This window comes from Streptomyces sp. NPDC050636 (assembly GCF_040654775.1).
In the GTDB taxonomy this organism is placed as follows: Bacteria; Actinomycetota; Actinomycetes; order Streptomycetales; family Streptomycetaceae; genus Streptomyces.
In genome coordinates this window covers 18,622-44,454 of record NZ_JBFAIP010000048.1, presented here as the reverse complement: position 1 = coordinate 44,454, position 25,833 = coordinate 18,622, and the positions used below count along the sequence as shown (strand labels likewise).

General features: G+C 70.5%; 24 protein-coding genes. 2 read left to right on the top strand and 22 right to left on the bottom strand.

Annotation, left to right across the window (positions count from 1 at the left end):
* Positions 1–19: 19 nt before the first annotated feature.
* From carB to pyrR, 6 genes are all read right to left on the bottom strand, one after another.
* Entirely contained in the window at positions 20–3,328 is a 3,309-nt protein-coding gene (carB, locus tag AB0I10_RS27380; RefSeq protein WP_363155293.1) for a carbamoyl-phosphate synthase large subunit, read from the bottom strand.
* Complete coding sequence (gene carA, locus AB0I10_RS27375) at positions 3,321–4,463, bottom strand: glutamine-hydrolyzing carbamoyl-phosphate synthase small subunit (protein WP_363155292.1); 1,143 nt, start codon at positions 4,461–4,463, stop codon at positions 3,321–3,323. The genes carB and carA overlap by 8 nt, the downstream gene beginning before the upstream one ends.
* Complete coding sequence (locus AB0I10_RS27370) at positions 4,460–5,056, bottom strand: hypothetical protein (RefSeq protein ID WP_363155291.1); 597 nt, start codon at positions 5,054–5,056, stop codon at positions 4,460–4,462. The genes carA and AB0I10_RS27370 overlap by 4 nt, the downstream gene beginning before the upstream one ends.
* Positions 5,053–6,348, bottom strand: a complete 1,296-nt coding sequence (locus AB0I10_RS27365; RefSeq protein WP_363155290.1) for a dihydroorotase — start codon at positions 6,346–6,348, stop codon at positions 5,053–5,055. The genes AB0I10_RS27370 and AB0I10_RS27365 overlap by 4 nt, the downstream gene beginning before the upstream one ends.
* 2 nt (positions 6,349–6,350) lie before the next feature.
* Positions 6,351–7,337 (bottom strand): aspartate carbamoyltransferase catalytic subunit, encoded by a 987-nt coding sequence (locus AB0I10_RS27360; RefSeq protein WP_363155289.1) that lies wholly within the window; start codon positions 7,335–7,337, stop codon positions 6,351–6,353.
* Between the two features lie 92 nt (positions 7,338–7,429).
* The gene (gene pyrR / locus AB0I10_RS27355) at positions 7,430–8,020 is read right to left on the bottom strand and encodes a bifunctional pyr operon transcriptional regulator/uracil phosphoribosyltransferase PyrR (protein ID WP_363155288.1); all 591 of its coding nucleotides are present in this window, start codon (positions 8,018–8,020) and stop codon (positions 7,430–7,432) included.
* A gap of 221 nt (positions 8,021–8,241) precedes the next feature.
* Here pyrR and bldD point away from each other — a divergent pair, with 221 nt between their 5' ends.
* Positions 8,242–8,742 carry a transcriptional regulator BldD gene (gene bldD / locus AB0I10_RS27350; RefSeq protein ID WP_363155287.1) on the top strand — a complete coding sequence of 167 codons (501 nt, stop codon included), beginning with the start codon at positions 8,242–8,244 and terminating at the stop codon, positions 8,740–8,742.
* Positions 8,743–8,941: 199 nt separating this feature from the next.
* On the opposite strand, the gene nusB is transcribed toward bldD, so the two are convergent.
* The 15 genes from nusB to rpsD form a co-directional block, all read right to left on the bottom strand.
* Positions 8,942–9,376 carry a transcription antitermination factor NusB gene (nusB, locus tag AB0I10_RS27345; RefSeq protein ID WP_363155286.1) on the bottom strand — a complete coding sequence of 145 codons (435 nt, stop codon included), beginning with the start codon at positions 9,374–9,376 and terminating at the stop codon, positions 8,942–8,944.
* Between the two features lie 2 nt (positions 9,377–9,378).
* Positions 9,379–9,945, bottom strand: coding sequence for an elongation factor P (efp, locus tag AB0I10_RS27340; protein ID WP_363155285.1), 567 nt, complete (start codon positions 9,943–9,945; stop codon positions 9,379–9,381).
* A 66-nt stretch (positions 9,946–10,011) separates the two neighbouring features.
* A complete protein-coding gene (locus tag AB0I10_RS27335) occupies positions 10,012–11,118 on the bottom strand; it encodes an aminopeptidase P family protein (RefSeq protein ID WP_363155284.1) in 1,107 nt (368 codons plus the stop codon).
* A 94-nt stretch (positions 11,119–11,212) separates the two neighbouring features.
* A complete protein-coding gene (locus AB0I10_RS27330) occupies positions 11,213–12,142 on the bottom strand; it encodes a Pro-rich N-terminal domain-containing protein (protein ID WP_363155283.1) in 930 nt (309 codons plus the stop codon).
* A 328-nt stretch (positions 12,143–12,470) separates the two neighbouring features.
* Positions 12,471–12,911 (bottom strand): type II 3-dehydroquinate dehydratase, encoded by a 441-nt coding sequence (aroQ, locus tag AB0I10_RS27325; RefSeq protein WP_363155302.1) that lies wholly within the window; start codon positions 12,909–12,911, stop codon positions 12,471–12,473.
* Between the two features lie 5 nt (positions 12,912–12,916).
* On the bottom strand, positions 12,917–14,008 hold the full coding sequence (gene aroB / locus AB0I10_RS27320) for a 3-dehydroquinate synthase (protein ID WP_363155282.1): 1,092 nt from the start codon (positions 14,006–14,008) through the stop codon (positions 12,917–12,919).
* Complete coding sequence (locus AB0I10_RS27315; RefSeq protein WP_363155281.1) at positions 14,005–14,562, bottom strand: shikimate kinase; 558 nt, start codon at positions 14,560–14,562, stop codon at positions 14,005–14,007. Before AB0I10_RS27315 ends, aroB begins: the two co-directional genes overlap by 4 nt.
* Positions 14,559–15,743: a chorismate synthase gene (aroC, locus tag AB0I10_RS27310; RefSeq protein WP_363155280.1), complete on the bottom strand. Its 1,185-nt coding sequence runs from the start codon at positions 15,741–15,743 to the stop codon at positions 14,559–14,561. Before aroC ends, AB0I10_RS27315 begins: the two co-directional genes overlap by 4 nt.
* A 237-nt stretch (positions 15,744–15,980) precedes the next feature.
* Entirely contained in the window at positions 15,981–16,808 is an 828-nt protein-coding gene (locus AB0I10_RS27305; RefSeq protein ID WP_363155279.1) for a shikimate dehydrogenase, read from the bottom strand.
* Positions 16,805–18,463, bottom strand: a complete 1,659-nt coding sequence (mltG, locus tag AB0I10_RS27300) for an endolytic transglycosylase MltG (RefSeq protein WP_363155278.1) — start codon at positions 18,461–18,463, stop codon at positions 16,805–16,807. Before mltG ends, AB0I10_RS27305 begins: the two co-directional genes overlap by 4 nt.
* 128 nt (positions 18,464–18,591) lie before the next feature.
* Complete coding sequence (ruvX, locus tag AB0I10_RS27295) at positions 18,592–19,056, bottom strand: Holliday junction resolvase RuvX (RefSeq protein ID WP_363155301.1); 465 nt, start codon at positions 19,054–19,056, stop codon at positions 18,592–18,594.
* Between the two features lie 14 nt (positions 19,057–19,070).
* A complete protein-coding gene (gene alaS / locus AB0I10_RS27290) occupies positions 19,071–21,740 on the bottom strand; it encodes an alanine--tRNA ligase (protein ID WP_363155277.1) in 2,670 nt (889 codons plus the stop codon).
* The gene (locus tag AB0I10_RS27285) at positions 21,740–22,087 is read right to left on the bottom strand and encodes a DUF6167 family protein (RefSeq protein ID WP_363155276.1); all 348 of its coding nucleotides are present in this window, start codon (positions 22,085–22,087) and stop codon (positions 21,740–21,742) included. Before AB0I10_RS27285 ends, alaS begins: the two co-directional genes overlap by 1 nt.
* Before the next feature lie 8 nt (positions 22,088–22,095).
* Entirely contained in the window at positions 22,096–22,542 is a 447-nt protein-coding gene (locus AB0I10_RS27280) for a DUF948 domain-containing protein (protein WP_363155275.1), read from the bottom strand.
* Between the two features lie 293 nt (positions 22,543–22,835).
* Positions 22,836–23,447 (bottom strand): 30S ribosomal protein S4, encoded by a 612-nt coding sequence (rpsD, locus tag AB0I10_RS27275; protein WP_363155274.1) that lies wholly within the window; start codon positions 23,445–23,447, stop codon positions 22,836–22,838.
* A 182-nt stretch (positions 23,448–23,629) separates the two neighbouring features.
* Between rpsD and AB0I10_RS27270 the strand changes: the two genes are divergently transcribed.
* A complete protein-coding gene (locus tag AB0I10_RS27270; RefSeq protein WP_363155300.1) occupies positions 23,630–24,382 on the top strand; it encodes a DUF2470 domain-containing protein in 753 nt (250 codons plus the stop codon).
* Positions 24,383–24,448: 66 nt separating this feature from the next.
* Here the strand turns inward: AB0I10_RS27270 and AB0I10_RS27265 are convergent, their stop codons facing one another.
* Positions 24,449–25,825: a replication-associated recombination protein A gene (locus tag AB0I10_RS27265; RefSeq protein WP_363155273.1), complete on the bottom strand. Its 1,377-nt coding sequence runs from the start codon at positions 25,823–25,825 to the stop codon at positions 24,449–24,451.
* Between the last annotated feature and the right edge of the window lie 8 nt (positions 25,826–25,833).

Genomic DNA, 25,833 nt, shown 5'->3' with positions numbered 1-25,833 from the left:
CCCCCTCGTTGGCCGGCTGCTAGTCGCGGGCCGCGGTCAGGTGTTCCGCGTGCTCCTGGAGTGACCTGACGCCCACATGGCCGCGGGACATGGCCTCGATGCCCTGTACGGCGGCGGCGAGCGCCTGGACCGTGGTCAGGCAGGGGATGCCGCGGGCCACGGAGGCGGTACGGATGTCGTAGCCGTCCAGGCGGCCGCCGGTGCCGTAGGGGGTGTTGACGATCAGGTCGACCTGGCCGTCGTGGATCAGCTGGACGATGGTCTTCTCGCCGTCGGGGCCCTCGCCCTCGGACTGCTTGCGCACCACGGTGGCGTTGATGCCGTTGCGGCGCAGCACCTCGGCGGTGCCGGAGGTGGCCAGCAGCTCGAAGCCGTGCGCGACCAGTTCCCGCGCCGGGAAGATCATCGAGCGCTTGTCGCGGTTGGCGACGGAGACGAAGGCGCGGCCCTTGGTGGGCAGCGCTCCGTAGGCGCCGGCCTGGGACTTGGCGTAGGCGGTGCCGAAGACGGAGTCGATGCCCATGACCTCGCCGGTGGAGCGCATCTCCGGGCCGAGGATGGTGTCCACGCCGCGGCCCGACGCGTCGCGGAAGCGCGACCAGGGCATCACGGCTTCCTTGACGGAGATCGGCGCGTCCAGCGGCAGGGTGCCGCCGTCGCCCGTCTTGGGCAGCATGCCCTCGGCCCGCAGTTCGGCGATGGTGGCGCCGAGCGAGATCCGGGCGGCTGCCTTGGCCAGCGGCACCGCGGTCGCCTTCGAGGTGAAGGGGACCGTACGGGAGGCGCGCGGGTTCGCCTCCAGGACGTAGAGGATGTCCCCGGCCATCGCGAACTGGATGTTGATCAGCCCGCGGACGCCGACTCCCTTGGCGATGGCCTCCGTCGATGCCCGCAGCCGCTTGATGTCGAAGCCGCCGAGCGTGATCGGGGGCAGCGCGCAGGCGGAGTCACCGGAGTGGATGCCGGCTTCCTCGATGTGCTCCATGACGCCGCCGAGGTAGAGCTCGGTGCCGTCGTAGAGGGCGTCGACGTCGATCTCGATGGCGTCGTCGAGGAACCGGTCGATGAGGACCGGGTGCTGGTCGATGAGGCCGGCGTGGCGGGTGAGGTACTCGCCCAGCGACGGCTCGTCGTAGACGATCTCCATGCCGCGGCCGCCCAGCACGTAGGACGGGCGGACCATGACCGGGTAGCCGATCTCGGTGGCGATGGTCTTCGCCTCGTCGAAGGAGAAGGCGGTGCCGTACTTGGGGGCGGGCAGGCCGGCCTCGGTCAGCACCCGGCCGAAGGCGCCGCGCTCCTCGGCGAGGTCGATCGCCTCGGGCGAGGTGCCGACGATCTGCACGCCGTTGTCCTTGAGCGCCTGCGCCAGGCCCAGCGGGGTCTGGCCGCCGAGCTGGACGATGACACCGGCGACCGGGCCCGCCTGGGTCTCGGCGTGCACGATCTCCAGGACGTCCTCCAGGGTGAGCGGCTCGAAGTAGAGCCGGTCGGAGGTGTCGTAGTCGGTGGAGACGGTCTCCGGGTTGCAGTTGACCATCACGGTCTCGTAGCCGGCGTCGCTGAGCGCGAACGAGGCGTGGACGCAGGAGTAGTCGAACTCGATGCCCTGGCCGATGCGGTTCGGGCCGGAGCCGAGGATGATCACGGCCGGCTTCTCGCGCGGCGCGACCTCGGTCTCCTCGTCGTAGGAGGAGTAGAAGTACGGCGTGTTGGCGGCGAACTCGGCGGCGCAGGTGTCGACGGTCTTGTAGACCGGGCGGACGCCGAGGGCATGCCGCACCTCCCGGACGACGTCCTCGCGCAGCCCGCGGATAGCGGCGATCTGGGCGTCGGAGAAGCCGTGGCGCTTTGCTTCCGCAAGGATCTCCGGGCCGAGCTTGGCGGCCTCCGCGATCTCGTCCGCGATCTCCTTGATCAGGAAGAGCTGGTCGACGAACCACGGGTCGATCTTCGTGGCGTCGAAGACCTCCTGCCGGGTGGCACCGGCGCGGATCGCCCGCATCACGGTGTTGATCCGGCCGTCGGTCGGGATCTGGGCGATCTTCAGCAGATCCGCCTTGTTGCCGGGCTCGACCACGAAGTCGAACTGGCTGCCCTTCTTCTCCAGCGAGCGCAGTGCCTTGTTGAGCGCCTCGGGGAAGTTACGGCCGATCGCCATGGCCTCGCCGACCGACTTCATGGTCGTGGTCAGCGTGGCGTCGGCGGCCGGGAACTTCTCGAACGCGAAGCGCGGCACCTTGACGACGACGTAGTCGAGGGTCGGCTCGAACGACGCCGGGGTCTCCTGGGTGATGTCGTTCGGGATCTCGTCCAGCGTGTAGCCGACCGCCAGCCGGGCCGCGATCTTGGCGATCGGGAAGCCGGTGGCCTTGGAGGCGAGCGCGGAGGACCGCGAGACCCGCGGGTTCATCTCGATGACGATGATGCGGCCGTCGACGGGGTTGACCGCGAACTGGATGTTGCAGCCGCCGGTGTCGACGCCGACCTCGCGGATGATCGCGATACCGATGTCGCGCAGCCGCTGGTATTCGCGGTCGGTCAGGGTCATCGCCGGGGCGACGGTGATCGAGTCACCGGTGTGCACGCCCATCGGGTCGAAGTTCTCGATGGAGCAGACGACCACGACGTTGTCGTTCTTGTCGCGCATCAGCTCCAGCTCGTACTCCTTCCAGCCGAGGATGGACTCCTCCAGGAGCACCTCGGTGGTCGGGGAGAGCGTGAGGCCCTGGCCGGCGATGCGGCGCAGCTCCTCCTCGTCGTGGGCGAAGCCGGAGCCGGCGCCGCCCATGGTGAAGGACGGGCGGACGACGACCGGGTAGCCGCCCAGCTCGCGGACGCCGTCGAGGACGTCGTCCATGGAGTGGCAGATCACCGAGCGGGCGGACTCGCCGTGGCCGATCTTGGCGTTGACGGCTTCGACCACGCCCTTGAAGAGGTCGCGGTCCTCGCCCTTGTGGATCGCCTCGACGTTGGCGCCGATCAGCTCGACACCGTACTTCTCCAGCACACCCTGCTCGTGCATGGAGATCGCGGTGTTCAGCGCGGTCTGGCCGCCGAGCGTGGGCAGCAGCGCGTCGGGGCGCTCCTTGGCGATGATCTTCTCGACGAACTCCGGCGTGATCGGCTCGACGTAGGTGGCGTCGGCGATCTCCGGGTCGGTCATGATCGTCGCCGGGTTGGAGTTGACCAGGATGACGCGCAGGCCCTCGGACTTGAGGACCCGGCAGGCCTGGGTACCGGAGTAGTCGAACTCCGCGGCCTGGCCGATGACGATCGGGCCGGAGCCGATGACCAGGACGGACTGGATATCGGTGCGCTTAGGCACGCTGGCCCTCCATCAGGGATACGAAGCGGTCGAAGAGGTACGCGGCGTCGTGCGGACCCGCGGCGGCTTCGGGGTGGTACTGGACGCTGAAGGCCGGCTGGTCGAGCAGCTGGAGGCCCTCCACCACGTTGTCGTTGAGGCAGACGTGGGAGACCTCGGCGCGGCCGAAGGGGGTCTCGGAGACCTTGTCGAGCGGCGCGTCGACGGCGAAGCCGTGGTTGTGCGCGGTGACCTCGACCTTGCCGGTCGTACGGTCCTGGACCGGCTGGTTGATGCCGCGGTGGCCGTACTTGAGCTTGTACGTGCCGAAGCCCAGCGCGCGGCCCAGGATCTGGTTGCCGAAGCAGATGCCGAACAGCGGGGTCTTGCGCTCCAGGACGCCGCGCATGACGGAGACCGGGTGGTCGGCGGTGGCCGGGTCGCCCGGACCGTTGGAGAAGAACACGCCGTCCGGCTCGACCGCGTAGACGTCCTCGACGGTGGCGGTCGCGGGCAGGACGTGCACCTCGATGCCGCGCTCGGCCATGCGGTGCGGGGTCATGCCCTTGATGCCCAGGTCGATCGCGGCGACCGTGAACTTCTTCGTCCCGATGGCGGGGACGACGTACGCCTCCTTGGTGGCGACCTCCGCGGACAGGTTCGCACCCTGCATCTCGGGGGCCTGGCGCACCTTGGCCAGCATCGTGCCCGCGTCGGGCAGCGCCTCGCCGGAGAAGATGCCGACCCGCATCGCACCCCGCTCGCGCAGATGGCGGGTGAGCGCGCGGGTGTCGACCCCGCTGATGCCCACGACGTGCTGCGCGACCAGTTCCTCGTCCAGCGAGCGCACCGAGCGCCAGTTGGACGGCATACGGGCGGGGTCGCGGACCACATAGCCCGACACCCAGATCCGCTGCGACTCGGGGTCCTCGTCGTTCACACCGGTGTTGCCGATGTGCGGGGCGGTCATGACGACGACCTGGCGGTGGTACGACGGGTCGGTCAGCGTCTCCTGGTAGCCGGTCATGCCGGTGGAGAACACCGCCTCGCCGAAGGTCTCCCCCACGGCCCCGTAGGCACGGCCGCGGAAGGTGCGGCCGTCCTCCAGGACGAGTACGGCGGGGATCTTGGCGGTCCCCCTGGTGGAGGTCGTCATCGTGCGCCTTCCGTTTCGGTGTGCTCGGTGGTGCTGGTCGTGTTCTCGGTGGTGCTGAGCTGGTTGAGGGCCTCGACCCAGGCCGGGTGCTCGCTCGCCCGGTCGGAGCGGAACCCGGAGTCGATCTCCCTGTCCCCGTGCTCCCAGGTGACGATCAGCAGGCCGCCCTCGGGCAGGACCTTGCCTGCGATGCCCTTGTCGAGGCGGGCGCCGCGCAGCGCGGCGGCCGGCACGAAGAAGTCCTGCGCGCCCGGCCGTACGACGTCCAGGCCCTGGTCGGTCAGGGTCAGCTCGGCGCGGCTACGGGTGCCGAGGCCGCGCGCGACGATCCGGTCCAGCCACTGCCCCGCGGTGGTGGAGCCGTGGTAGCGGCCGCTCATCGTCAGCTTCGGCTCGGCGGCGTCGGCGGGCGCGGCGGGCAGCTCGGGCAGATCGCCCTGGAGCCTGCCGCGCCACTTCCAGCCCTCGCGCATCAGCCAGTAGACGAAGACGACGAAGACCAGCAGTCCGACGACCCAGGCGATACGGCCGGCCCAGTCGGTGACCGGCGCGGACTGCTGCGCTTCGGCCAGTTGGATGAGAGGAGGAGTCACGCCAGCTTCCCGTCGACGACCGTTGCCCGGCCCCGCAGGAAGGTGTGGGTGACGCGTCCCGGCAGCTCACGGCCCTCGTAGGGGGTGTTGCGGCTGCGGGAGGCGAAGCCCGCGGGGTCCACCACTCCACGGTAAGCGGAATCGAGCAGCGTGAGGTTGGCGGGCTCACCGACCGAGATGGGCCGTCCGTGGCCTTCGAGGCGGCCGATGTGCGCGGGGCGGAAGGACATCCGGTCGGCGACGCCGGCCCAGTCCAGCAGCCCGTTGTCGACCATCGTGTGCTGGACGACGGACAGCGCGGTCTCCAGGCCGACCATGCCCATGGCCGCGGCGCCCCACTCGCAGTCCTTGTCCTCGTGCGGGTGCGGGGCGTGGTCGGTGGCGACGCAGTCGATGGTGCCGTCGGCCAGCGCCTCGCGCAGCGCCAGGACATCGGCCTCGGTGCGCAGCGGCGGGTTCACCTTGTAGACCGGGTTGTAGCTGCGGACGAGCTCGTCGGTGAGCAGGAGGTGGTGCGGGGTGACCTCGGCGGTGACGTCCCAGCCCTTGGACTTGGCCCAGCGGACCAGCTCGACGGAACCAGCGGTCGAGAGGTGGCAGATGTGCACCCGGGAGCCGACGTGCGCGGCGAGCAGCACATCGCGGGCGATGATCGACTCCTCGGCGACCGCGGGCCAGCCGCCGAGGCCCAGCTCGGCGGAGACGATGCCCTCGTTCATCTGGGCGCCTTCGGTGAGCCGGGGCTCCTGGGCGTGCTGGGCGACGACGCCGTCGAAGGCCTTCACGTACTCCAGGGCGCGCCGCATGATGACGGCGTCGTCGACGCACTTGCCGTCGTCGGAGAAGACCCGGACGCCGGCCGCGGAGTCGTGCATCGCGCCGAGCTCGGCGAGCTTCTTGCCCTCCAGACCGACCGTTACGGCGCCGACCGGCTGGACGTCGCAGTAGCCGGACTCCTTGCCCAGCCGCCAGACCTGCTCGACGACGCCGGCGGTGTCGGCGACGGGGAAGGTGTTGGCCATGGCGTGCACGGCGGTGAAGCCGCCGACGGCAGCCGCCTTGGTGCCGGTCAGCACGGTCTCGGAGTCCTCTCGGCCCGGCTCGCGCAGGTGGGTGTGCAAGTCGACGAGGCCCGGCAGGAGGATCTGGCCGTCCGCCTCGATGATCTGCGCGCCCTCGGCGCTGGAGACGGTCAGGTCGGTGCCGACGGCGGTGATGGTCTCGCCCGTGATCAGCACGTCCTGCGGCTCGCCACCGAGGACCTTGGCCCCGCGAATAAGGATCTTGGTCATGATTACTTGCTCTCCTCGGTGGGCGTGCTGGTGGCGGTGACGGCGGGCTCATTGCCGCCCAGAAGCAGATAGAGGACCGCCATACGGATGCTGACACCGTTGGCGACCTGTTCGACGGCGGTGCAGCGCGGCGAGTCGGCGACCGCGGCGGTGATTTCCATGCCGCGGTTCATCGGGCCGGGGTGCATCACGATCGCGTGTTCCGGCATCCGGGCCATCCGGTCACCGTCGAGGCCGTAGCGCCGCGCGTACTCGCGCTCGGTCGGGAAGAACGCCGCGTTCATCCGCTCGCGCTGGACGCGCAGCATCATCACCGCGTCGGACTTGGCGACCACGGAGTCCAGGTCGTACGAGACCTCGCAGGGCCACTGCTCGACGCCGAAGGGCACCAGGGTCGGCGGCGCCACCAGGGTGACCTCGGCACCGAGCGTGGTCAGCAGATGGACGTTGGAGCGGGCGACGCGGCTGTGCAGGATGTCGCCGACGATGGTGATACGGCGGCCGGCCAGGTCCTTGCCGAGGCCGGCGTCGGCGCCGACGAGCCGGCGGCGCATCGTGAAGGCGTCCAACAGCGCCTGGGTGGGGTGTTCGTGGGTGCCGTCACCGGCGTTGACCACGGAGCCGCCGATCCAGCCGGAGGTCGCCAGGCGGTGCGGGGCGCCGGAGTCGTGGTGCCGGATGACGACGGCGTCCGCGCCCATCGCCTCCAGGGTGAGGGCGGTGTCCTTGAGCGACTCGCCCTTGGAGACCGACGAGCCCTTCGCGGAGAAGTTGATGACGTCCGCCGAGAGCCGTTTGGCGGCGGCCTCGAAGGAGATACGGGTGCGGGTCGAGTCCTCGAAGAACAGGTTGACGACGGTGCGTCCGCGCAGGGTGGGGAGCTTCTTGATCGGCCGGTCCGCGACCCGGGCCATCTCCTCGGCGGTGTCGAGGATCAGAACGGCGTCGTCGCGCGTGAGGTCGGCGGCCGAGATGAGGTGGCGCTTCATCCGGTTTCTCCGTGAGTGAGGGAGGTGTACGGGAATGTCCGTCGAGCAGGCAGGGGCGCGGGCCCGGGGTCACCGGGTCCGTACGCGGTGCGCTAGCGCTCGCCGGCCGGGGCGGTCTCTCGGACACCGAGCAGCACGGCGTCCCGGCCGTCCTCCTCGGTGAGCTGGACCTTGACCGTCTCCCGCAGCGACGTGGGGAGGTTCTTGCCTACATAGTCCGCGCGGATCGGAAGTTCGCGGTGGCCGCGGTCGACGAGGACCGCCAGCTGCACGGCGCGCGGCCGTCCGATGTCGCCCAGCGCGTCCAGCGCGGCGCGGATCGTGCGACCCGAGAACAGGACGTCGTCTACGAGCAGGACGACCCGGCCCTCGATGCCGTCGGCGGGGATGTCCGTACGGGCGAGCGCACGGGCCGGGCCCAGGCGCAGGTCGTCGCGGTACATCGTGATGTCGAGCGAGCCGACCGGGATCGTCCGGCCGGTGATCTCCGCCAGCTTGGCGGCCAGCCGCCGGGCGAGGAACACTCCGCGGGTGGGGATTCCCAGGAGCACCACATCGTCCGCGCCCTTGGCGCGCTCGACGATTTCGTGGGCGATACGGGTGAGCATCCGTGCGATGTCCGGGCCTTCGAGCACCGGGCGCGCGGGGAGCTGAGCTCGTGCGTCGGAACTGCTTGCGTCCATACGAAACGGACCCCCTTCTCCGCCTCACGGGACGGACTTTAAAGGACGTCGAAATTACGCGGCCCAGGTTACCAGGGAGCCCCTCAGGACCGGATCGCACCCCTGACGGGCGATGGTCTGGCCCATTCGGCTTGACGAAGTCAGATTACGCTGCGTAACCTCACAGTGAGTTACCAACCCGCGGCGGAGCCGCATTTCGAATCAGCTGTCTGGGGAGCTTTATGTCCAGCGAATACGCCAAACAGCTCGGGGCCAAGCTCCGCGCCATCCGCACCCAGCAGGGCCTCTCTCTCCATGGTGTCGAGGAGAAGTCCCAGGGCCGTTGGAAGGCCGTGGTGGTCGGGTCTTACGAGCGCGGCGACCGTGCCGTGACCGTGCAGCGCCTCGCCGAGCTCGCGGACTTCTACGGCGTGCCGGTGCAGGAGCTCCTGCCGGGCACGACACCCGGCGGCGCGGCCGAGCCGCCGCCGAAGCTGGTGCTGGACCTGGAGCGGCTCGCCCATGTCCCGCAGGAGAAGGCCGGACCGCTGCAGCGCTACGCCGCGACGATCCAGAGCCAGCGCGGCGACTACAACGGCAAGGTCCTCTCGATCCGTCAGGACGACCTGCGCACCCTCGCGGTGATCTATGACCAGTCGCCCTCGGTGCTCACCGAGCAGCTGATCAGCTGGGGCGTGCTGGACGCGGATGCCCGCCGCGCCGTGGCGCACGACGACATGTGACGGTCGCCGACACACCATGCAGAAACGTACCGCCGCCCCGGCCACCGGGGCGGCGGTCGTTTTTGTACCCGACCGGCCCGGCTCGCACACGCAGCCGGGCATACCGGCCCCAAGGCCCCAGACGCCCTTCTGCGGGCATACGAAGGGCCCGGAGCATCTCGCTATCGCTCCGGGCCCTTTCGTCTGCTCTGGCGTCCGCCTAGCCGGCCTCACGGCGCAGGCTCGGCTTCAGGTCCTTGAGCCGGCCGAGGAGGCCGTTGACGAAGGCCGGGGAATCGTCCGTGGAGAACTCCTTGGCGAGCTGAACCGCTTCGTCGATCGCCACCGCATCCGGCGTGCCGTCGACCCAGATCAGCTCGTAGGCGCCGAGCCGCAGGATGTTGCGGTCGACGACCGGCATCCGGTCCAGCTCCCAGTCGACGGAGTACGTGGAGATCAGTTCGTCGATGCGCTTGACGTGGTCCGCGTACCCCTCGACCAGCTCCAGGGTGTACTCGTTCACCGGCGGCTGCCGGGGGTCGGTCCGGGCGTGTCGCATCCAGTCCGCCAGCACGGACTGCACGTCGGCGCCGCGCTGATCGGCCTCGAAGAGGATCTGGAAGGCGCGCTTACGGGCCTTGTTGCGGGCAGCCACGGTTAGCTGTTCACCCGACCGAGGTACTCGCCGGAGCGGGTGTCGACCTTGATCTTCTCGCCCTCCGTGATGAAGAGCGGCACCTGGATCTCGTAGCCGGTCTCCAGGGTGGCGGGCTTCGAGCCGCCGGTGGAGCGGTCGCCCTGGACGCCGGGCTCGGTGTGCGCGATGACGAGCTCGACGGCGGCCGGCAGCTCGACATAGAGCACCTCGCCCTCGTGCTGCGCCACGACGGCCTCGAAGCCCTCAAGCAGGAAGTTCGCGGCGTCGCCGACGGCCTTGCGGTCGACCATCAGCTGGTCGTACGTGTCCATGTCCATGAAGACGAAGTACTCGCCGTCCATGTACGAGAACTGCATCCCGCGCTTGTCGACAGTGGCCGTCTCGACCTTCACACCGGCGTTGAAGGTCTTGTCGACGACCTTGCCGGAGAGCACGTTCTTCAGCTTGGTGCGGACGAAGGCGGGGCCCTTACCGGGCTTGACGTGCTGGAACTCGACGACGGACCAGAGCTGGCCCCCTTCGAGCTTGAGCACCAGGCCGTTCTTGAGGTCGTTCGTGGAAGCCACGGTTGCGGAATCTCCTGGACTGCAGGTGGTGGGTACCTCAAAGCCGTACGCGCTGAACCCTGCGGCTCACAGCGCGAGCAGCTCCTTGGTCGTGATCGTGAGTAGCTCGGGCCCGCCGTCCGCCTCGGGGCGGACGACGAGTGTGTCGTCGATCCGGACACCTCCGCGGCCCGGGAGGTGAACCCCCGGCTCGACGGTGACCGGCACGCAAGCGTCCAGTTTACCCATGGCGGCCGGTGACAACTGAGGGTCCTCGTCGATTTCGAGTCCCACACCGTGCCCGGTCCACGGTCCGAGCCCCTCGCCGTACCCCGCCGATTCCAGTACATGGCGGGTCACCCGGTCCACTTCGCGGCATTCCACACCCGGTGCGAGCGCCTCACGGCCGGCCCGCTGGGCTGCGAAGACGAGGTCGTACAGTTCGATCTGCCAGTCCGTCGGCGTGGTGCCGATGACAAAGGTCCGGCCGATCTCGCAGCGGTAGCCGCGGTAGTTGGCACCCAGGCCGACGGACAGGAAGTCGCCCTCCTCCACCCGCCGGTCGGTGGGCAGATGGCCGGGGCGGCCGGAGTTCTGGCCGGCCGCGACGGAGGTGGGGAAGGCTGGGCCGTCCGCTCCGTGGTCAACGAGGCGGCGCTCCAGTTCGAGCGCGAGATGCCGTTCGGTGCGTCCGACGAGGATCGATTCGAGGAGTTCGCCGAGCGCCTGGTCGGTGATCTCGGCGGCGATCCGCAGACAGGCGATCTCGTCGTCGTCCTTGACCAGCCGCTGTGCCTCGACGGCGCAGGCCAGGTCCGTGAGCCGCATCCGGGGCGCGACCTGGGACAGCGCCCGGTGCCGGGCGACGGTGAGGTGATGCTCCTCGACGGCGAGGGTGTCCGCGCCGGCCTTCGCGGCCAGGTCGGCGCCGGCCACGGACGGGTCACCGCCACGGGTGGGCAGCACGGACACGCGTACGTCGTCGACGGGCCGCCCTTCGGCCGGGTCGCCGCTCAGCGGCCGGCCGCAGATCAGGATGTCGTCGGCGGGGCCCAGCAGCAGCGCGGCGCCGGACGGCGCGCAGCCGGTGAGGTAGCGGACGTTGGCGGGGCGCGAGATCAGTGCGGCAACGCTTCCGGTTGCGGCGCAGCGGTCGCGCAGCCGCGTGCGTCGGACCGCGTACAACTCGGACATATCCCGAGCGTACGACCGTACCGGGCAGGCGGCCGGTTGAGAGCACCCGGCCGGGGGACGCGGGCCGCCGGTCCCCGCTCACGGACCGGGCGGGCTACCAGCTGGGCGGGCTGGCGATGCTGCGGGCGACGACGTCGTCCAGCACCCGCACGGTCGTCGCGACGTCGTGCTGCGAGTTGTCGATGATGGGCAGGCCGGAGCCGTACCAGCCGGCCATCCGGCCGTGGATCCGGGCCACCTCTTCGTCGGACAGCCGGCGGTTGCCGGTGCGCCGGGCGTTGCGCTCCAGGACGATCTCCAGGCCCGGCAGCAGCACGATCGGCAGCAGGCCGGGGCCCACATGGCGCTTCCAGCCGCCGAGGCCGACGACCGGGCGGTCCGGGAAGACGGCGTCGTCGAGGATGCAGGAGATGCCATTGGCGAGGAAGTTACGGGCCGCGAAGCCACAGGTGCGGCGGGCGAGGCGGTACTGGGCCTCGGAGTGGTCGTTCCAGCCCGACTGCGGGTCGGCGAAGCCGGAGCGGACCCATTCGCGGACGTCGTCGAGGCTGATGTGTGCGGTGGGCACCCGACGGGTGTCGGCCCAGTGGCGGGCGACGCTGGTCTTGCCGGCGCCCGCGGGGCCGATGAGCAGCACCGCGACGGAAGCGTGTGCGGCGTGTCCGGCGTCCGCGGCGGCGGTGTCGGTGGGCGGGCTGGGCAGCGCGACCGGGGCGCCCGGCGGCAGCTGGATATGGCCGGTGATGTCCGTGCTGTGCGGCGTGGGCGGGGCCTGCTGCGGCGCGGGGCCGTTCCAGCCGCCGCCCGGGGCGCCCGGGGCAGGAGCGGGCTGGGCGGGCGGCGCGGCGGGAGCAGGCGGGGCGGACGGCGCCGGCGGGGCCGCGGGCGACGGCGGCGAGCCGGGCGGGACGGGCCGGCCGTGGTGGGGGGCCCAGTTCATCGTGGCGCCGTGCCCTGCCCGTCCCGGTTGGCCTGGCACCTGCCCCTGGGGCGGTGGCAGCGGAGCCCCCACTGCGTGCTGCATCCGGTGGCTCTCCGTCTCATGCGGTCGACGTGGTGCGGTGCGCCGGGCCGCGCTGCCCGGTGCGTATCGTGCGGTAACCGACCGGCCCGGAAGGGCCGTTGCGCCCCACAGCTGTCGGTGTGGGTGGTACTTCCTGCGAACGGTACTCTGCCCGCGCCGGGTGGTGTCCCCACCCCCGGCGCTCGGTGAAGGAACGTCCGGGGGCGGTGGGGAGTGCCCCATTCGGTGCGTCAGCGGGCCGGACGAGTAAGTCCTATGGCCCTTAGGCCTGCCCGATGGGTCGTGGCCGGGCCCTAGTCCGCCCGGCGAGCCGGCAGGGACAGGGGACCTACTCGTCCAGTTCCTCGGCCAGCGCACGGAGCGCGAGACGGTACGAGCCGATGCCGAAGCCGGCGACCGTACCGCTGGCGACCGCGGCGATCACCGAATTATGCCGGAATTCCTCGCGCGCGTAGGGGTTCGAGATGTGCACCTCGATGAGCGGGGCGGTGCGCTGGGCCGCCGCGTCCCGCATCGCGTACGAATAGTGCGTGAAAGCGCCGGGGTTGATGATGACCGGAATCGATCCATCGGCGGCTTCATGCAGCCAACGGACCATCTCTCCCTCGTCGTTGGTCTCCCGGACCTCCGCGTCGAACCCCAGCTCCTTGCCGAGCGTGGTGCACTGCTCGACCAGTCCGGCGTAGGACGTGGCGCCGTAGACATCCGGCTCCCGGGAGCCCAGCCGGCCGAGGTTGGGACCGTTGAGGACCAGCACGCGACGGGTCACGATGCTCACGCCGCAATCTCGGCGTGCGCGGCCAGCAGCATCGCCGGGTCCGGGCCCTCCAGGACGGTCGGCTTGGCGAGGCCGTCGAGGACGATGAAGCGCAGCCGGTCGCCGCGGGACTTCTTGTCGACCTTCATGGTCTCCAGCAGCTTGGGCCACTGGTCGCCGCGGTAGGTCAGCGGCAGCCCGACGGACTCCAGGACGGCGCGGTGCCGGTCGGCGGTGGCGTCGTCCAGGCGGCCCGCGATCCGGCCGAGTTCGGCGGCGAAGACCATGCCGACGGAAACGGCCGCGCCGTGCCGCCAGTTGTAGCGCTCGTTCTTCTCGATGGCGTGCGCCAGGGTGTGGCCGTAGTTGAGGATCTCCCGCAGGCCGGACTCCTTGAGGTCCGCGGAGACCACCTCGGCCTTGACCCGGATCGCCCGCTCGATCAGCTCGGCGGTGTGCACGCCGTCCGGGCGCTTGGCGGCCTCCGGGTCGGACTCGATCAGGTCGAGGATCGCCGGGTCGGCGATGAAGCCGGCCTTGATGACCTCGGCCAGCCCGGAGACGTAGTCGTTGACCGGCAGCGAGTCCAGCGCGGCCAGGTCGCAGAGCACACCGGCCGGCGGGTGGAAGGCCCCGACGAGGTTCTTGCCCTCGGCGGTGTTGATGCCGGTCTTGCCGCCGACCGCCGCGTCCACCATGCCGAGGACGGTGGTCGGTACGGCGATCCAGCGCACCCCCCGCAGCCACGTCGCGGCCACGAAACCGGCCAGGTCGGTGGTGGCGCCGCCGCCGACACCGACGATCACATCGGTCCGGGTGAAGCCGGTCTGCCCGAGCGCCTTCCAGCAGTACGCGGCGACCTCGACGGTCTTGGACTCCTCGGCGTTCGGCAGCTGGATCGCGATCGCCTCGTAGCCCTGGGCGGCGAGGTCCTCGCGCAGCGCCTCACCCGTGGCGGCCAGCGCCTCCGGGTGCAGCACCGCGACCCGCTTCGCGCCCTCCCCGATCAGGCCGGGGAGCTCACCGAGCAGCTGCCGCCCGACGAGCACCTCGTACGGGTCGGTGCCCGCCGTACCGCCGACCTGGATACGGGTGGCCTGCTCCGTCATGCCTGTTCCTCCCTGTTGGCGGCCTGCGGGGCGTCTCCCGTGGCCTGCCGTAGCTCCAAAGCGTCCAGGACCGCGTCTACGACCTCCGCCGGGGTGCGGTCCCCGGTGGCGACCACGGCACGCGCGACCTCGGTGTACAGCGGACGGCGGTGCTCCATCAGCTCGCGCCAGCGCTTGCGCGGATTGACGGCGAGCAGCGGGCGGGGCGCGTCCAGGCCCACCCTCTTGACGGCGTCGGCGAGTTGGACGTCCAGGAAGACGACCGGCAGCCCCGTCAGCTGTTTGCGGGTGCCGGCGTCCATGATCGCTCCGCCGCCGAGCGACAGCACGCCGTCATGGCCTTCGAGGGCCGTGCGTACGGCCTCCCGCTCCAGGTCACGGAAGTACGGCTCGCCCTCGTCGATGAAGATCTCCGCGATCGGACGGCCGGCCGTGGCGACGATATCGGCGTCGGTGTCCCGGTAGACCACGCCCAGCCGCTCGGCGAGCAGCGCGCCCACCGTGGACTTGCCGGCGCCGGGCGGGCCGATCAGTACGACGGCCGGGGACGTCATTTGATCGCCAGGTTGTCGAGGAAGCCCTGCACGTTGCGGCGAGTCTCCGGCACGCTGTCGCCGCCGAACTTCTCCACCACCGCGTCGGCCAGCACCAGCGCCACCATCGCCTCGGCGACGATGCCGGCGGCCGGGACCGCGCAGACGTCCGAGCGCTGGTGGTGCGCCTTGGTCGCCTCACCCGTCGCCACATCGACGGTGGCCAGCGCGCGCGGCACCGTCGCGATCGGCTTCATCGCGGCGCGTACGCGCAGGAGTTCGCCGGTCGTCAGCCCGCCCTCGGTGCCGCCGGAGCGGCCCGACGTGCGCTTGATGCCGTCCTCGGTGGCCACGATCTCGTCGTGCGCCTTCGACCCCGGCACCCGCGCCAGGTCGAAGCCGTCGCCGACCTCGACGCCCTTGATGGCCTGGATGCCCATGAGGGCGGCGGCCAGCCGGGCGTCCAGCCGGCGGTCCCAGTGAACATGCGAGCCGAGGCCGACCGGCACGCCGTACGCCAGCACCTCGACCACGCCGCCCAGGGTGTCGCCGTCCTTGTGGGCCTGGTCGATCTCGGCGACCATCGCCTTGCTCGCGTCCGCGTCCAGGCAGCGCACCGGGTCCGCGTCGAGCTTCTCGACGTCGGAGGGCTTGGGGTAGACGCCGTACGGGGCCTTCGCCGCGGCCAGCTCGACGACGTGCGAGACGATCTCGATCCCGGCGCTCTCCTTGAGGAAGGAGCGGGCGACCGCGCCCAGGGCGACGCGGGCCGCGGTCTCGCGGGCGGAGGCACGCTCCAGGATCGGACGGGCCTCGTCGAAGCCGTACTTCTGCATACCGGCCAGGTCGGCGTGACCGGGACGGGGGCGGGTCAGCGGCGCGTTACGGGCCAGCGCGGCCAGCTCTTCCTCGTCCACCGGATCGGCCGCCATCACCTGCTCCCACTTGGGCCACTCGGTGTTGCCGACCATGATCGCCACCGGGGAGCCCAGCGACAGGCCGTGCCGCACCCCGCCGATGAAGGTGATCTCGTCCTGCTCGAACTTCATCCGGGCACCGCGGCCATAGCCCAGCCGACGCCGGGCCAGCGCGTCCGCCACCAGCTCGGTGGTGATCGGGACCCCGGCCGGAAGTCCTTCCAGCGTCGCCACGAGTGCGGGGCCGTGCGACTCCCCCGCCGTCAGCCAGCGCAACCTGCTCAACGGTGCTCCTCATGTACTGCTCGTCCGCGTACGGTCTCCTCCCGATCCTCCCACGTCGCAGCGGACGAGCGGCGCCCAGTCCAGGGTGCGGACCGGGCGCGGGCGGGACGAAGGGGACAGATGAGGGCGGGATGGCGGGAGGTGGCGGAGGAAGATCAGCGAGCGGCGGGTGCCGCCCGGAGCAGTGCTCGCCCCCTCAACGACCAGCGAGGGCCGCCCGGAGCGGTGCTCGCCCCCTCAACGAGCGGCGAGGGCCGCCAGCCCGGCCTTGCGCATCGCGGCCAGCGGCGCCGGCGCCCGTCCGGTCATCTGCTCCACCTGGAGCACCGCCTGGTGCACGAGCAGGTCGAGGCCGCCGACGACCGCGCCACCGTGCGCGGCCCAGGCCGTGGCCAGTGTCGTCGGCCAGGGCTCGTACAGGACGTCGAAGAGCGTGCCGGGATGTTCGGGCACGGCGGCGGCGAGCGCGTCGGTGGTCCCTGCCGGTGTGGTGGCGATGGTCAGCGGCGCCCGCAGCGCCTCGGCGGCGTCCTCCCAGGGCGCGGTACGGACCGCGAGGCCCAGCCGCTCGCCCCAGCCGCGCATCTCGTCGGCGCGCGCCGCGCTGCGGACGTACGCGGTCACCTCGCCGGTGCAGATACGGGACAGCGCGGCGAGCGCCGAGGAGGCGGTGGCCCCGGCTCCCAGGATGGCCGCCCGCTCGACGTTCCCGACACCGCGTTCGCGCAGCGCGGCGAGCATGCCCGGGATGTCGGTGTTGTCGCCGAGGCGGCGCCCGTCGGCGGTGAAAACGACGGTGTTCACCGCCTCGACCGAGGCGGCGGTGTCACTGATCTCGTCGAGCAGCGGGATCACCGCGCGCTTGAGCGGCATGGTCAGCGACAGGCCCGCCCAGGTCGCGTCCAGCCCCTCCATGAAGGCGGGCAGTTTCTCCTCGTCGACCTCGTGACGGTCGTACGTCCAGTCGCTCAGGCCCAGGTCCGCGTATGCGGCGCGGTGCAGTTCCGGCGAGAGGGAATGGGCAATCGGGGATCCGAGGACCGCGGCTCGACGTGTGGGGCTCATTGCTTGGCTTTCTCGCGTTCCTTTTCGTAGATACGGCGATTGCGCTCGTGCTCTTCGTTCGTCGCGGCGAACAGCGTCTTTTCCGGATTGATCGAGACGAAGTAGTACCAGTTTCCCTGGGCCGGGTTGATGGCCGATTTGAGTGCTACCTCGCCAGGGTTGCCTATGGGCCCCGGCGGCAGACCCTTGAACTTGTAGGTGTTGTACGGGTCGTTGAACTTCCGCAGATCATCGACGGATCCGGTGTCCAGCGTGCTTTCCGTTTTGGCGTAGTTCACGGTCGAGTCGAAGTCGAGCAGACCGTAGGTCTCGGTGTTGTCCGGCTTGAGACGGTTGTAGACCACCCGAGCGACCTTGACGAAGTCGTGTTTGTACTTGCCTTCGGCCTGCGTGAGGCTGGCAACGGTGAGGAGCTGCATCGGCGAGCCGAGATGGAGCTTTCGCGCGTTCCCCTCCAGGTCGTACTTCCCGTACACCTGGTTGGCCCGCGCCACCATCTCCTTCAGGACCGTCTCCGGCTTCGACTTGTCACCGACGCTGTACGTCGACGGGTAAAGGAAGCCTTCCAGCGGATCCTTGATCTTGGTGGAGTTGTTGGCCCAGGACGGTAGCCCAAGACTCTTGAAGTCTTTCCTGGCGATCTGCTTGGTGGTGCCCGCCTTGAGCTTGAGCCGCTTGTCGATGAGCTCATACACCGCCCCCGCCCGCAGCCCCTCGCGGACCGTCAGCCCGTTACGGCTCTTGGGATCCACCATCAGCTCGATGGCCGCCGCCGCCGACATCTGCTTGCGCAGCGAATACGTCCCGGGCTGGAGGCTCTTGTCCTTCCCGCTGTCGACAGCGGCCTCGCTGAACGCGTCGGCGCTCTTGACCACGCCCGCCTTTTTGAGCGTCAGGCCCATCTGCAGGATCGAGGAGCCGGGCTCGATTTCGACCTGTACGTCACCGGAACCCTGGCCCTCGTAATCGGGCGCCGGTCCGAAATGGCTCATGAAGAAGTCGTAGCCGAAGTATCCGACGGTTCCGACAACTCCGGCGAACACCAAGGTGACGACCAGACACGCCCTGCCGCTGCGGCGTTTGTTCTTCTTGCCGCGGCGCTCGCGGTCGGACCGGCGTCCACGCGGGTTGTCGTCGGGACGGTCGTCATCGTCGTCGTCCGCGAAGAACGCGTGCTCCGGCTCCCGTTCGCGCGGCTCCGGCTCGCCCCGCCAGTCGCCCTCCGCGGTGTCGTCGAACCGCGGCTCGACCCGCTGCTCGTACTGGTGCTGCTCGTACTCCTGCGACGGATACGGCTGTTGTTGATGCGGCACCTGGTGTTGCTGCGGGTGCGGCGCCTGCCGCTGCGCCTGCTGGGGGTACGGCGCGTACGCGTCCTGGGCACCGTAGTAGTCGGCGCCCGCCCCGCTGTACGGATCGGCCGGCTGCTGGCCGTAGGGGTCGTACGGGTCGTACGGCAGCTGCCCGCCCTGCGAGCCGTCCCAGCCCCCGTCGTACTGCTGCTGAGGATGCTGATGAGGGTATGGCGCAGACTGGGCCTGCCGCCCGTCCCACTGGGCCTGCTGCGCCTGGCCTCCGTAGGAACCCTGGTCTCCGTAGAGCGGGTCCTCGGGATGCCACGGTTCGGAGCCGTAGCCCCGGCCATACTCGGTCATCGATCCCCTAGAGCCGAGAGGCGGAGCACTCCGAACTGGCAGCGCGTCTGCTGTACCGATCCGCCTCTACTTGCACGCGCGGCTGTTCGAACCGCCGCCACATCGCGCGGAACGTTACCGTACCGCGATCAGATGACCACTTCGACGCTCTCGCCCGGAGGCCGCCCCGAGGCCCGTTCGGTTTCCAGCGCGCTCTGCAGAATGACCACCGCGGCGGCCTGGTCGACCACCGAGCGGCCCTTCTTGCTCCTGACTCCGGAGGCCCGCAGCCCCTGGGTCGCGGTGACCGTCGACATCCGCTCATCGACGAGGCGGACCCCGACGGGTGTGATGTTCTTCGCCATTTCCTGCGCGAAGGCCCGGACCTTGGCCGCGGCCGGCCCCTCTCCCCCACTGAGGGAGCGGGGCAGGCCGACCACGACTTCGAGCGGCTCGTACTCGTCGACGATCGCCTTCAACCGCCGGTGCGCCGCCGGGACATCACGTCCCGGCACCGTCTCGACGGGGGTGGCGAGGACCCCGTCGGGGTCGCACGAGGCGACCCCGATACGGGCATCCCCGACATCAACGGCGATTCTTCTGCCGCGTCGCATGGCACTCACGCGCTTCAGGCCACCTCGGCGACGAGCCGCTCGACGGCCTCGATGGCCTCCGGCACGGCGTCGGCCTTCTGTCCGCCGCCCTGGGCGACGTCCGGCTTGCCGCCGCCGCCTCCGCCGAGCGTCTTGGCGGCCGTACGGACCAGCTCGCCGGCCTTGATGCCGCGCTCGCGGGCGGCCTCGTTGGTGGCGATGACGGTCACCGGGCGGCCGTTGGCGACCGAGAACAGGGCCACGACGGCGGCGCGGTCGCCGGCGATGCGGCCGCGTACGTCCAGCACCAGCTTGCGCAGATCGTCGGCGGAGGTGCCGTCCGGGACCTGGCCGACGGCCAGCGCCACGCCCCGCACGTCCTTGGCGCCCGCGGCCAGCCCGGCGGCGGCCTGCAGCACCTTCTCGGCGCGGAACTTCTCGATCTCCTTCTCGGCGTCCTTCAGCTTGGCCAGGACACCGGAGATCTTCTCGGGCAGCTCTTCCGGACGGCCCTTGACCAGCTCGGTGAGCTGCGAGACGACGGTGTGCTCACGGGCCAGGAACCGGTAGGCGTCCACGCCGACCAGCGCCTCGACGCGGCGTACACCGGAGCCGATGGAGGACTCGCCCAGCAGCTTCACCAGGCCCAGCTGGGCGGTGTTGTGGACGTGCGTGCCGCCGCACAGCTCCTTGGAGAAGTCGCCGATGGTGACCACGCGCACCCGGTCGCCGTACTTCTCGCCGAACTCGGCGATGGCGCCCTGCTTCTTGGCGTCCTCCATGCTCATGACCTCGGCATGCACGTCGAGCTCACGGGCGAGCACATCGTTGATCTTCTGCTCGACGTCGGTGAGGACCGAGCCGGGCACCGCGGTCGGCGAGCCGAAGTCGAAGCGGAAGCGGCCCGGGGAGTTCTCCGAACCGGCCTGGGCGGCCGTCGGGCCGAGGGCGTCGCGCAGCGCCTGGTGCGTGAGGTGGGTGGCGCTGTGGGCGCGGGCGATGGCCCGGCGGCGGGTGACGTCGATGGCGGCGTACGCGGCGGCGCCGAGCACCACCTCACCGACCTGGACGACGCCCTTGTGCACCGTGACGCCGGGCACCGGCTGCTGGACGTCGCGGACCTCGACGACGGCGCCGGAGTCCAGCTTGATCCGGCCGGTGTCGGCGAGCTGGCCGCCGCCCTCGGCGTAGAAGGGGGTGCGGTCCAGGACGACCTCGACCTCGTCGCCTTCGTGGGCGGCGGGGGCCGGGGCGCCGTTGACCAGCAGGCCGACGACGGCGGACTCGCCCTCGGTGGCGCTGTAGCCGGTGAATTCCGTGGCGCCGGACTTGTCGGCGACCTCGCGGTAGGCGGACAGGTCGGCGTGGCCGTGCTTCTTGGCCTGGGCATCGGCCTTGGCGCGCTCCCGCTGCTCCTTCATCAGCCTGCGGAAGCCGTCCTCGTCCACCGAAAGGCCTTGCTCGGCGGCCATTTCGAGGGTGAGGTCGATCGGGAAGCCCCAGGTGTCGTGGAGCAGGAACGCCTTGTCGCCGGCCAGGACCGTGCCACCGGCGGACTTGGTGTCCGTGACGGCGCTGTCGAGGATGTTGGTGCCGGCCTTCAGCGTCTTGACGAAGGCGGCCTCCTCGGCGAGGGCGACCGTCTCGATGCGCCGACGGTCCTCCAGCAGCTCCGGGTACTGCTGGCCCATCGTCTTGATGACGACGTCCAGCAGCTCGCCGACGACCAGGTCCTTGGCGCCGAGCAGCCGCATGTTGCGGATGGCGCGGCGCATGATGCGGCGCAGGACGTAGCCGCGGCCCTCGTTGCCGGGGGTGACGCCGTCCCCGATGAGCATCGTGGAGGTGCGGATGTGGTCGGCGACGACACGCAGCGAGACATCGGTGGCGGCCGAGGTGCCGTAGCGGACGCCGGACAGCTCGGTGGCCTTGTCGATGACGACGCGCAGGGTGTCCGTCTCGTACATGTTCGGGACGTCCTGAAGGATCATCGCCAGGCGCTCAAGACCGAGGCCGGTGTCGATGTTCTTGCTGGGCAGGTCACCGAGGATCTCGAAGTCCTCCTTGCTGGTGCCGGCGCCCCGCTCGTACTGCATGAAGACCAGGTTCCAGATCTCCACATACCGCTCGTCGTTGACGGCCGGGCCGCCCTCGACGCCGAATTCCGGGCCGCGGTCGTAGTTGATCTCGGAGCACGGGCCGCAGGGGCCCGGGACGCCCATGGACCAGTAGTTCTCCTTCTTGCCCAGCCGCTGGATCCGCTCGGCGGGGACACCGACGACCTCGCGCCAGATCCGCTCGGCCTCGTCGTCATCGAGGTAGACGGTGATCCAGAGCTTCTCCGGGTCGAGGCCGTAGCCGCCGTCGGCCTGCGAGCTGGTCAGCAGCTCCCAGGCGTACTTGATGGCGCCTTCCTTGAAGTAGTCGCCGAAGGAGAAGTTGCCGCACATCTGGAAGAACGTGCCGTGCCGGGTGGTCTTGCCGACCTCTTCGATGTCCGGCGTGCGGACGCACTTCTGGACGCTGGTGGCGCGCGCGGCGGGCGGCTTGACCTCGCCGAGGAAGTACGGCTTGAAGGGGACCATGCCCGCGTTGACGAGCAGCAGCGTCGGGTCGTCCGCGATGAGCGACGCCGACGGCACGACGGTGTGCCCACGCTCTTCGAAGAAGCGCAGCCAGCGGCGGCGGATTTCAGCCGACTCCATCAGTGGTCCTCATTTCCAGTCGGTCCGGTCAGCCCGGTCTGTCCGGGTGTTCTCGTGGTTCGGTAGTGCGTTTCGAGCACCGCGGGGTTACGCGGCGCGGGCAGCTCACGGACGTCGCTCGTCTCGCTGAGACCGAGGGCGTCGTGCAGCTGCTCTTCACGGTCCGCCATTCCGGTGCGTACGTCCAATGCAAATTGGCGCAGCCGCTGTCCGGTCTCGACGGCCTTGTCCGCGGCCTGCGCGGCGAGACTGTCGGGCTGCAGCTTGCGCAGCTTTTGGTGGACCTTGTTGGTGGCCCACACCCCGGCGGCGGCGCCGGTGGTGAACCAGAATGCGCGGCGGAACATCGCTGTGATCAGTCCTTGGAGCGACGGTTGCGGCGCCCGCCGCGGCGGGCGCCGGGCAGGGTTCGGCCGACGACGACGGTGCGCTTTGCGCCGTCGGCAGGGGCTGTTGCGCCCTTCTTGCCGATCGCGCGGCGCACGCCGTAGCCGAACGCCGCGACCTTGACCAGCGGTCCGCCGAAGGCGGAGGAGACGGTCGAGGAGAGCGCGGAGGCGTTGGCGGTGACCTCTTGGACGTCGGCCGCGATGGCGTCGACGCGGGCCAGCTGGGTGTGCGCGGAGCGGACGGTGGCGGACGCGTCGGCGAGGAGCGGGACGGCCTGGCCGGACACCTCGGCCACCATCTTCGTGGTCGCCTTGAGCGTCTGCGCGAGCCTCACCAGCACGAGGGCGAGGAACGACACGAGGATCGCCCAGAAGACGGCCACGAGAATCCCGGCCACCTCTCCACCGGACACGTTGGCACCACTCTCCGACTGGTTGGGGCTGGGCTCGGCCCGCTCGGCTGTCCCGCTCGAACGGCAACCTTGACCTTATCGCGCCGTGACTGTCCGTTCGTACCCCGTTCCCGGTGTTCGCGGGACGGTGGACGGGAGGGGCGGGCGGGCTTCGCCGCGGTGATCGTACGCTCCGCACGCGGCCGAGTACGTTCCGTACTCCATGCACCCGGCACAAACGAGTCCGCCGCCTCCCCCTCCGCGAGCGGTGGGGAGACGGCGGGCTGAGCGTGGCGCTGCGCCTACTGTGGTGCTTAGCGGGCGTAGTACTCGACGACGAGCTGCTCGTCGCAGATCACCGGGATCTCCTTGCGGTTCGGGTCCCGGTCGAGGCGGAACGCCAGAGCCTGCAGGTTGACCTCCAGGTAGCGGGGGGTCTCGCCGTCGGGGGCGTAGCCACCCTCACGCGCAACCTGGAAGGGGTGCTTCTCGCGGCTGCGCTCGCGGACCATCACGACGTCGCCGGGGCGGACGCGGAAGGACGGCTTGTCGACCTTGCGGTCGTTGACCGCGATGTGGCCGTGGACCACCATCTGGCGGGCCTGGTAAATCGTGCGGGCGATACCCGACCGCAGGACGAGCGCGTCCAGACGGCGCTCAAGCTCGATGATCAGCGCTTCGCCTGTCTTGAGGTCGACCTTCCGAGCGCGGTCGTAGGCACGCGCCATCTGGCGCTCGCTGATGTCGTACTGCGCACGCAGACGCTGCTTCTCCAGCAGACGGACCTTGTAGTCACTGCTCTGCTTGCGGCCACGGCCGTGCTCGCCGGGCGGGTAGGGACGGGCCTCGAAGTACTTGACGGCCTTGGGCGTCAGCGCGATGCCGAGCGCGCGCGACTTCTTGACCTTGGGACGCGACTGGTTCACGTGGAACGGACCTCCGTGTAAGTTAGGTGAGGCTTACCTTAGCGCGAGGAGAACGCATGTTTCGACCTGGGATCCCCCTGCCCAGTGCCCAGAGCACCGAGGCGGGTCAGCCGCGTCCCGTGGAAAACGCCCAGCAACCCACTGCCGCCGAGCGCGTACGAACCCTCGTCGAGTCCAATGGTATGGCGTCCCTGAGCATCCCCGGCGTCGAGGCCCCCGACGAGACCGGCCTCTCGGCACCCGTCTGCCGGACGGTGACACCCGAGGGAGACGTGCTATTGCTGGTTCCTGGGGACTCGGCGGCGGCTCGGGCCGCCGCCCACGCCCAGGACGACGACCTCACCGCCGTGATGGAGATCACGGACGTCGCGCCGGTTTCCGTGCCCCATCGGATCCGCGGACGTGCCTGGGTGGCCGGCTGGCTGACCCCGGTACGCAATGAGCAGCGCGCCGAGGCCGCGATGCTGCTCGCCGAGCGGCACCCCGTGGGCGAGCTGCTCGGCATCAGGGAGGCGCTGCAGCCGGACCCGGCGCCGGGGCTGTACGGGCGGACCGCCTGGATGATGCTGCGCCTGGAGGTCGGCGAGGGCGCGGTGGACGACCTGTGGGGCGCCGACTCCGTGGAACCCGACGAGTTCGCCGAGGCGACGCCCGATCCGCTGGTGGCCCACGAGGCGGAGCTGCTGCAGCATCTGCACGCGGCACACGACGATCAGGTGCGCGGGCTGTGCACCCTGCTCGGCGACCGCGCGCAGATCTGCGGAGCGGGCGACCGGGCCGTACCGGTGGGCCTGGACCGCTTCGGGCTGCGGGTCCGCTTCACAGACGCCCGGCAGCGGTCGTTCGACGCGCGGTTCGACTTCCCGGAGCCGGTGCAGGACGTGGCCGAACTGCGCCGCGCGATGCATGTCCTCTTCGAGGCGGCGGCGGAGTAGCCCAGGAGCCGGCCAGCCCCAACCCGCCGCAGCGGAGCGGGAGTTGGCCGTACGGGCCCGGCCCGGCTATTCGGCGGCGGCCTCGCCGGAGGCCCCCCGCAGCCGGGCGCGCACCCGCTCCGCGACATCGGCATAGCGCGCCTCGGCGCCATGCCGCGTCGGCGCGTAGTACCGCTTGCCGTGCACCTCGTCCGGCGCGTACTGCTGGGCCGCGATGCCGCCCGGCAGGTCGTGCGGGTACTGATAGCCCTGGCCGTGGCCGAGCTTCTGCGCGCCCTTGTAGTGACCGTCGCGCAGATGGGACGGCACCGCACCGGCCTGACCGGCGCGGACGTCCGCCAGCGCGGCGTCGATCGCCAGATAGGCGGCGTTCGACTTGGGCGCCAGGGCGAGCGCGATGGTGGCCTGGCTCAACGTGATCCGGGCCTCCGGGAAGCCGATCATCGCCACTGCCTGCGCGGCCGCGACCGCGGTCTGCAGGGCGGACGGATCGGCCAGGCCGATGTCCTCGCTCGCCGAGATCATCAGCCGGCGGGCGATGAACCGCGGGTCCTCCCCCGCCTCGATCATCCGCGCCAGATAATGCAGCGCGGCATCGACGTCGGACCCGCGGATGGACTTGATCAGGGCGCTGGCGACGTCGTAGTGCTGGTCGCCGTCCCGGTCGTACTTCACCGCCGCGCGGTCGACGGTCTCCTCCAGCGTCTGGAGGGTGACCTCCTTCTCGCCCTTGGCCATCGCGGAACCGGCCCCGGCCTCCAGAGCCGTCAGCGCGCGCCGGGCGTCGCCGCCCGCGATACGCAGCAGATGCCCCTCGGTGTCCTCGGGGAGGGTGACCGCGCCCGCGAGCCCACGCGCATCGGTCAGCGCGCGGCGCAGCAGCCCGCGCAGATCGTCGTCGGTGTGCGGTTCGAGGGTCAGCAACAGCGAGCGGGACAGCAGCGGGGAGATCACCGAGAAATACGGGTTCTCGGTGGTCGCGGCGATCAGGGTGACCCAGCGGTTCTCGACCGCGGGCAGCAGGGAGTCCTGCTGGGCCTTGCTGAAGCGGTGGATCTCGTCGAGGAAGAGGACGGTCTCCTTGCCGAAACCGCCCGAGGCGCGCCGGGCGCCGTCGATGACCGCCCGGACCTCCTTGACGCCCGCGGTGATCGCGGAGAGCTCGACGAAGCGCTTGTTCGTCGCCTGGCTGACCACGTAGGCGAGGGTCGTCTTGCCGACGCCGGGCGGCCCCCACAGAAAGACCGAGGAGGGCCCCGCGGGGCCTCCGCTGCCCTCGCCGACGAGGCGGCGCAGCGGCGAGCCGGGCTTGAGCAGATGCTGCTGCCCGACGACTTCGTCGAGGGTGCGCGGACGCATCCGCACGGCGAGCGGAGACCCCGCGGGGTCCTTCTCTTGACGGTCTTCGGCGGCGGCGGTGAACAGGTCGGGCTCCACGCTCATGAGCCTAT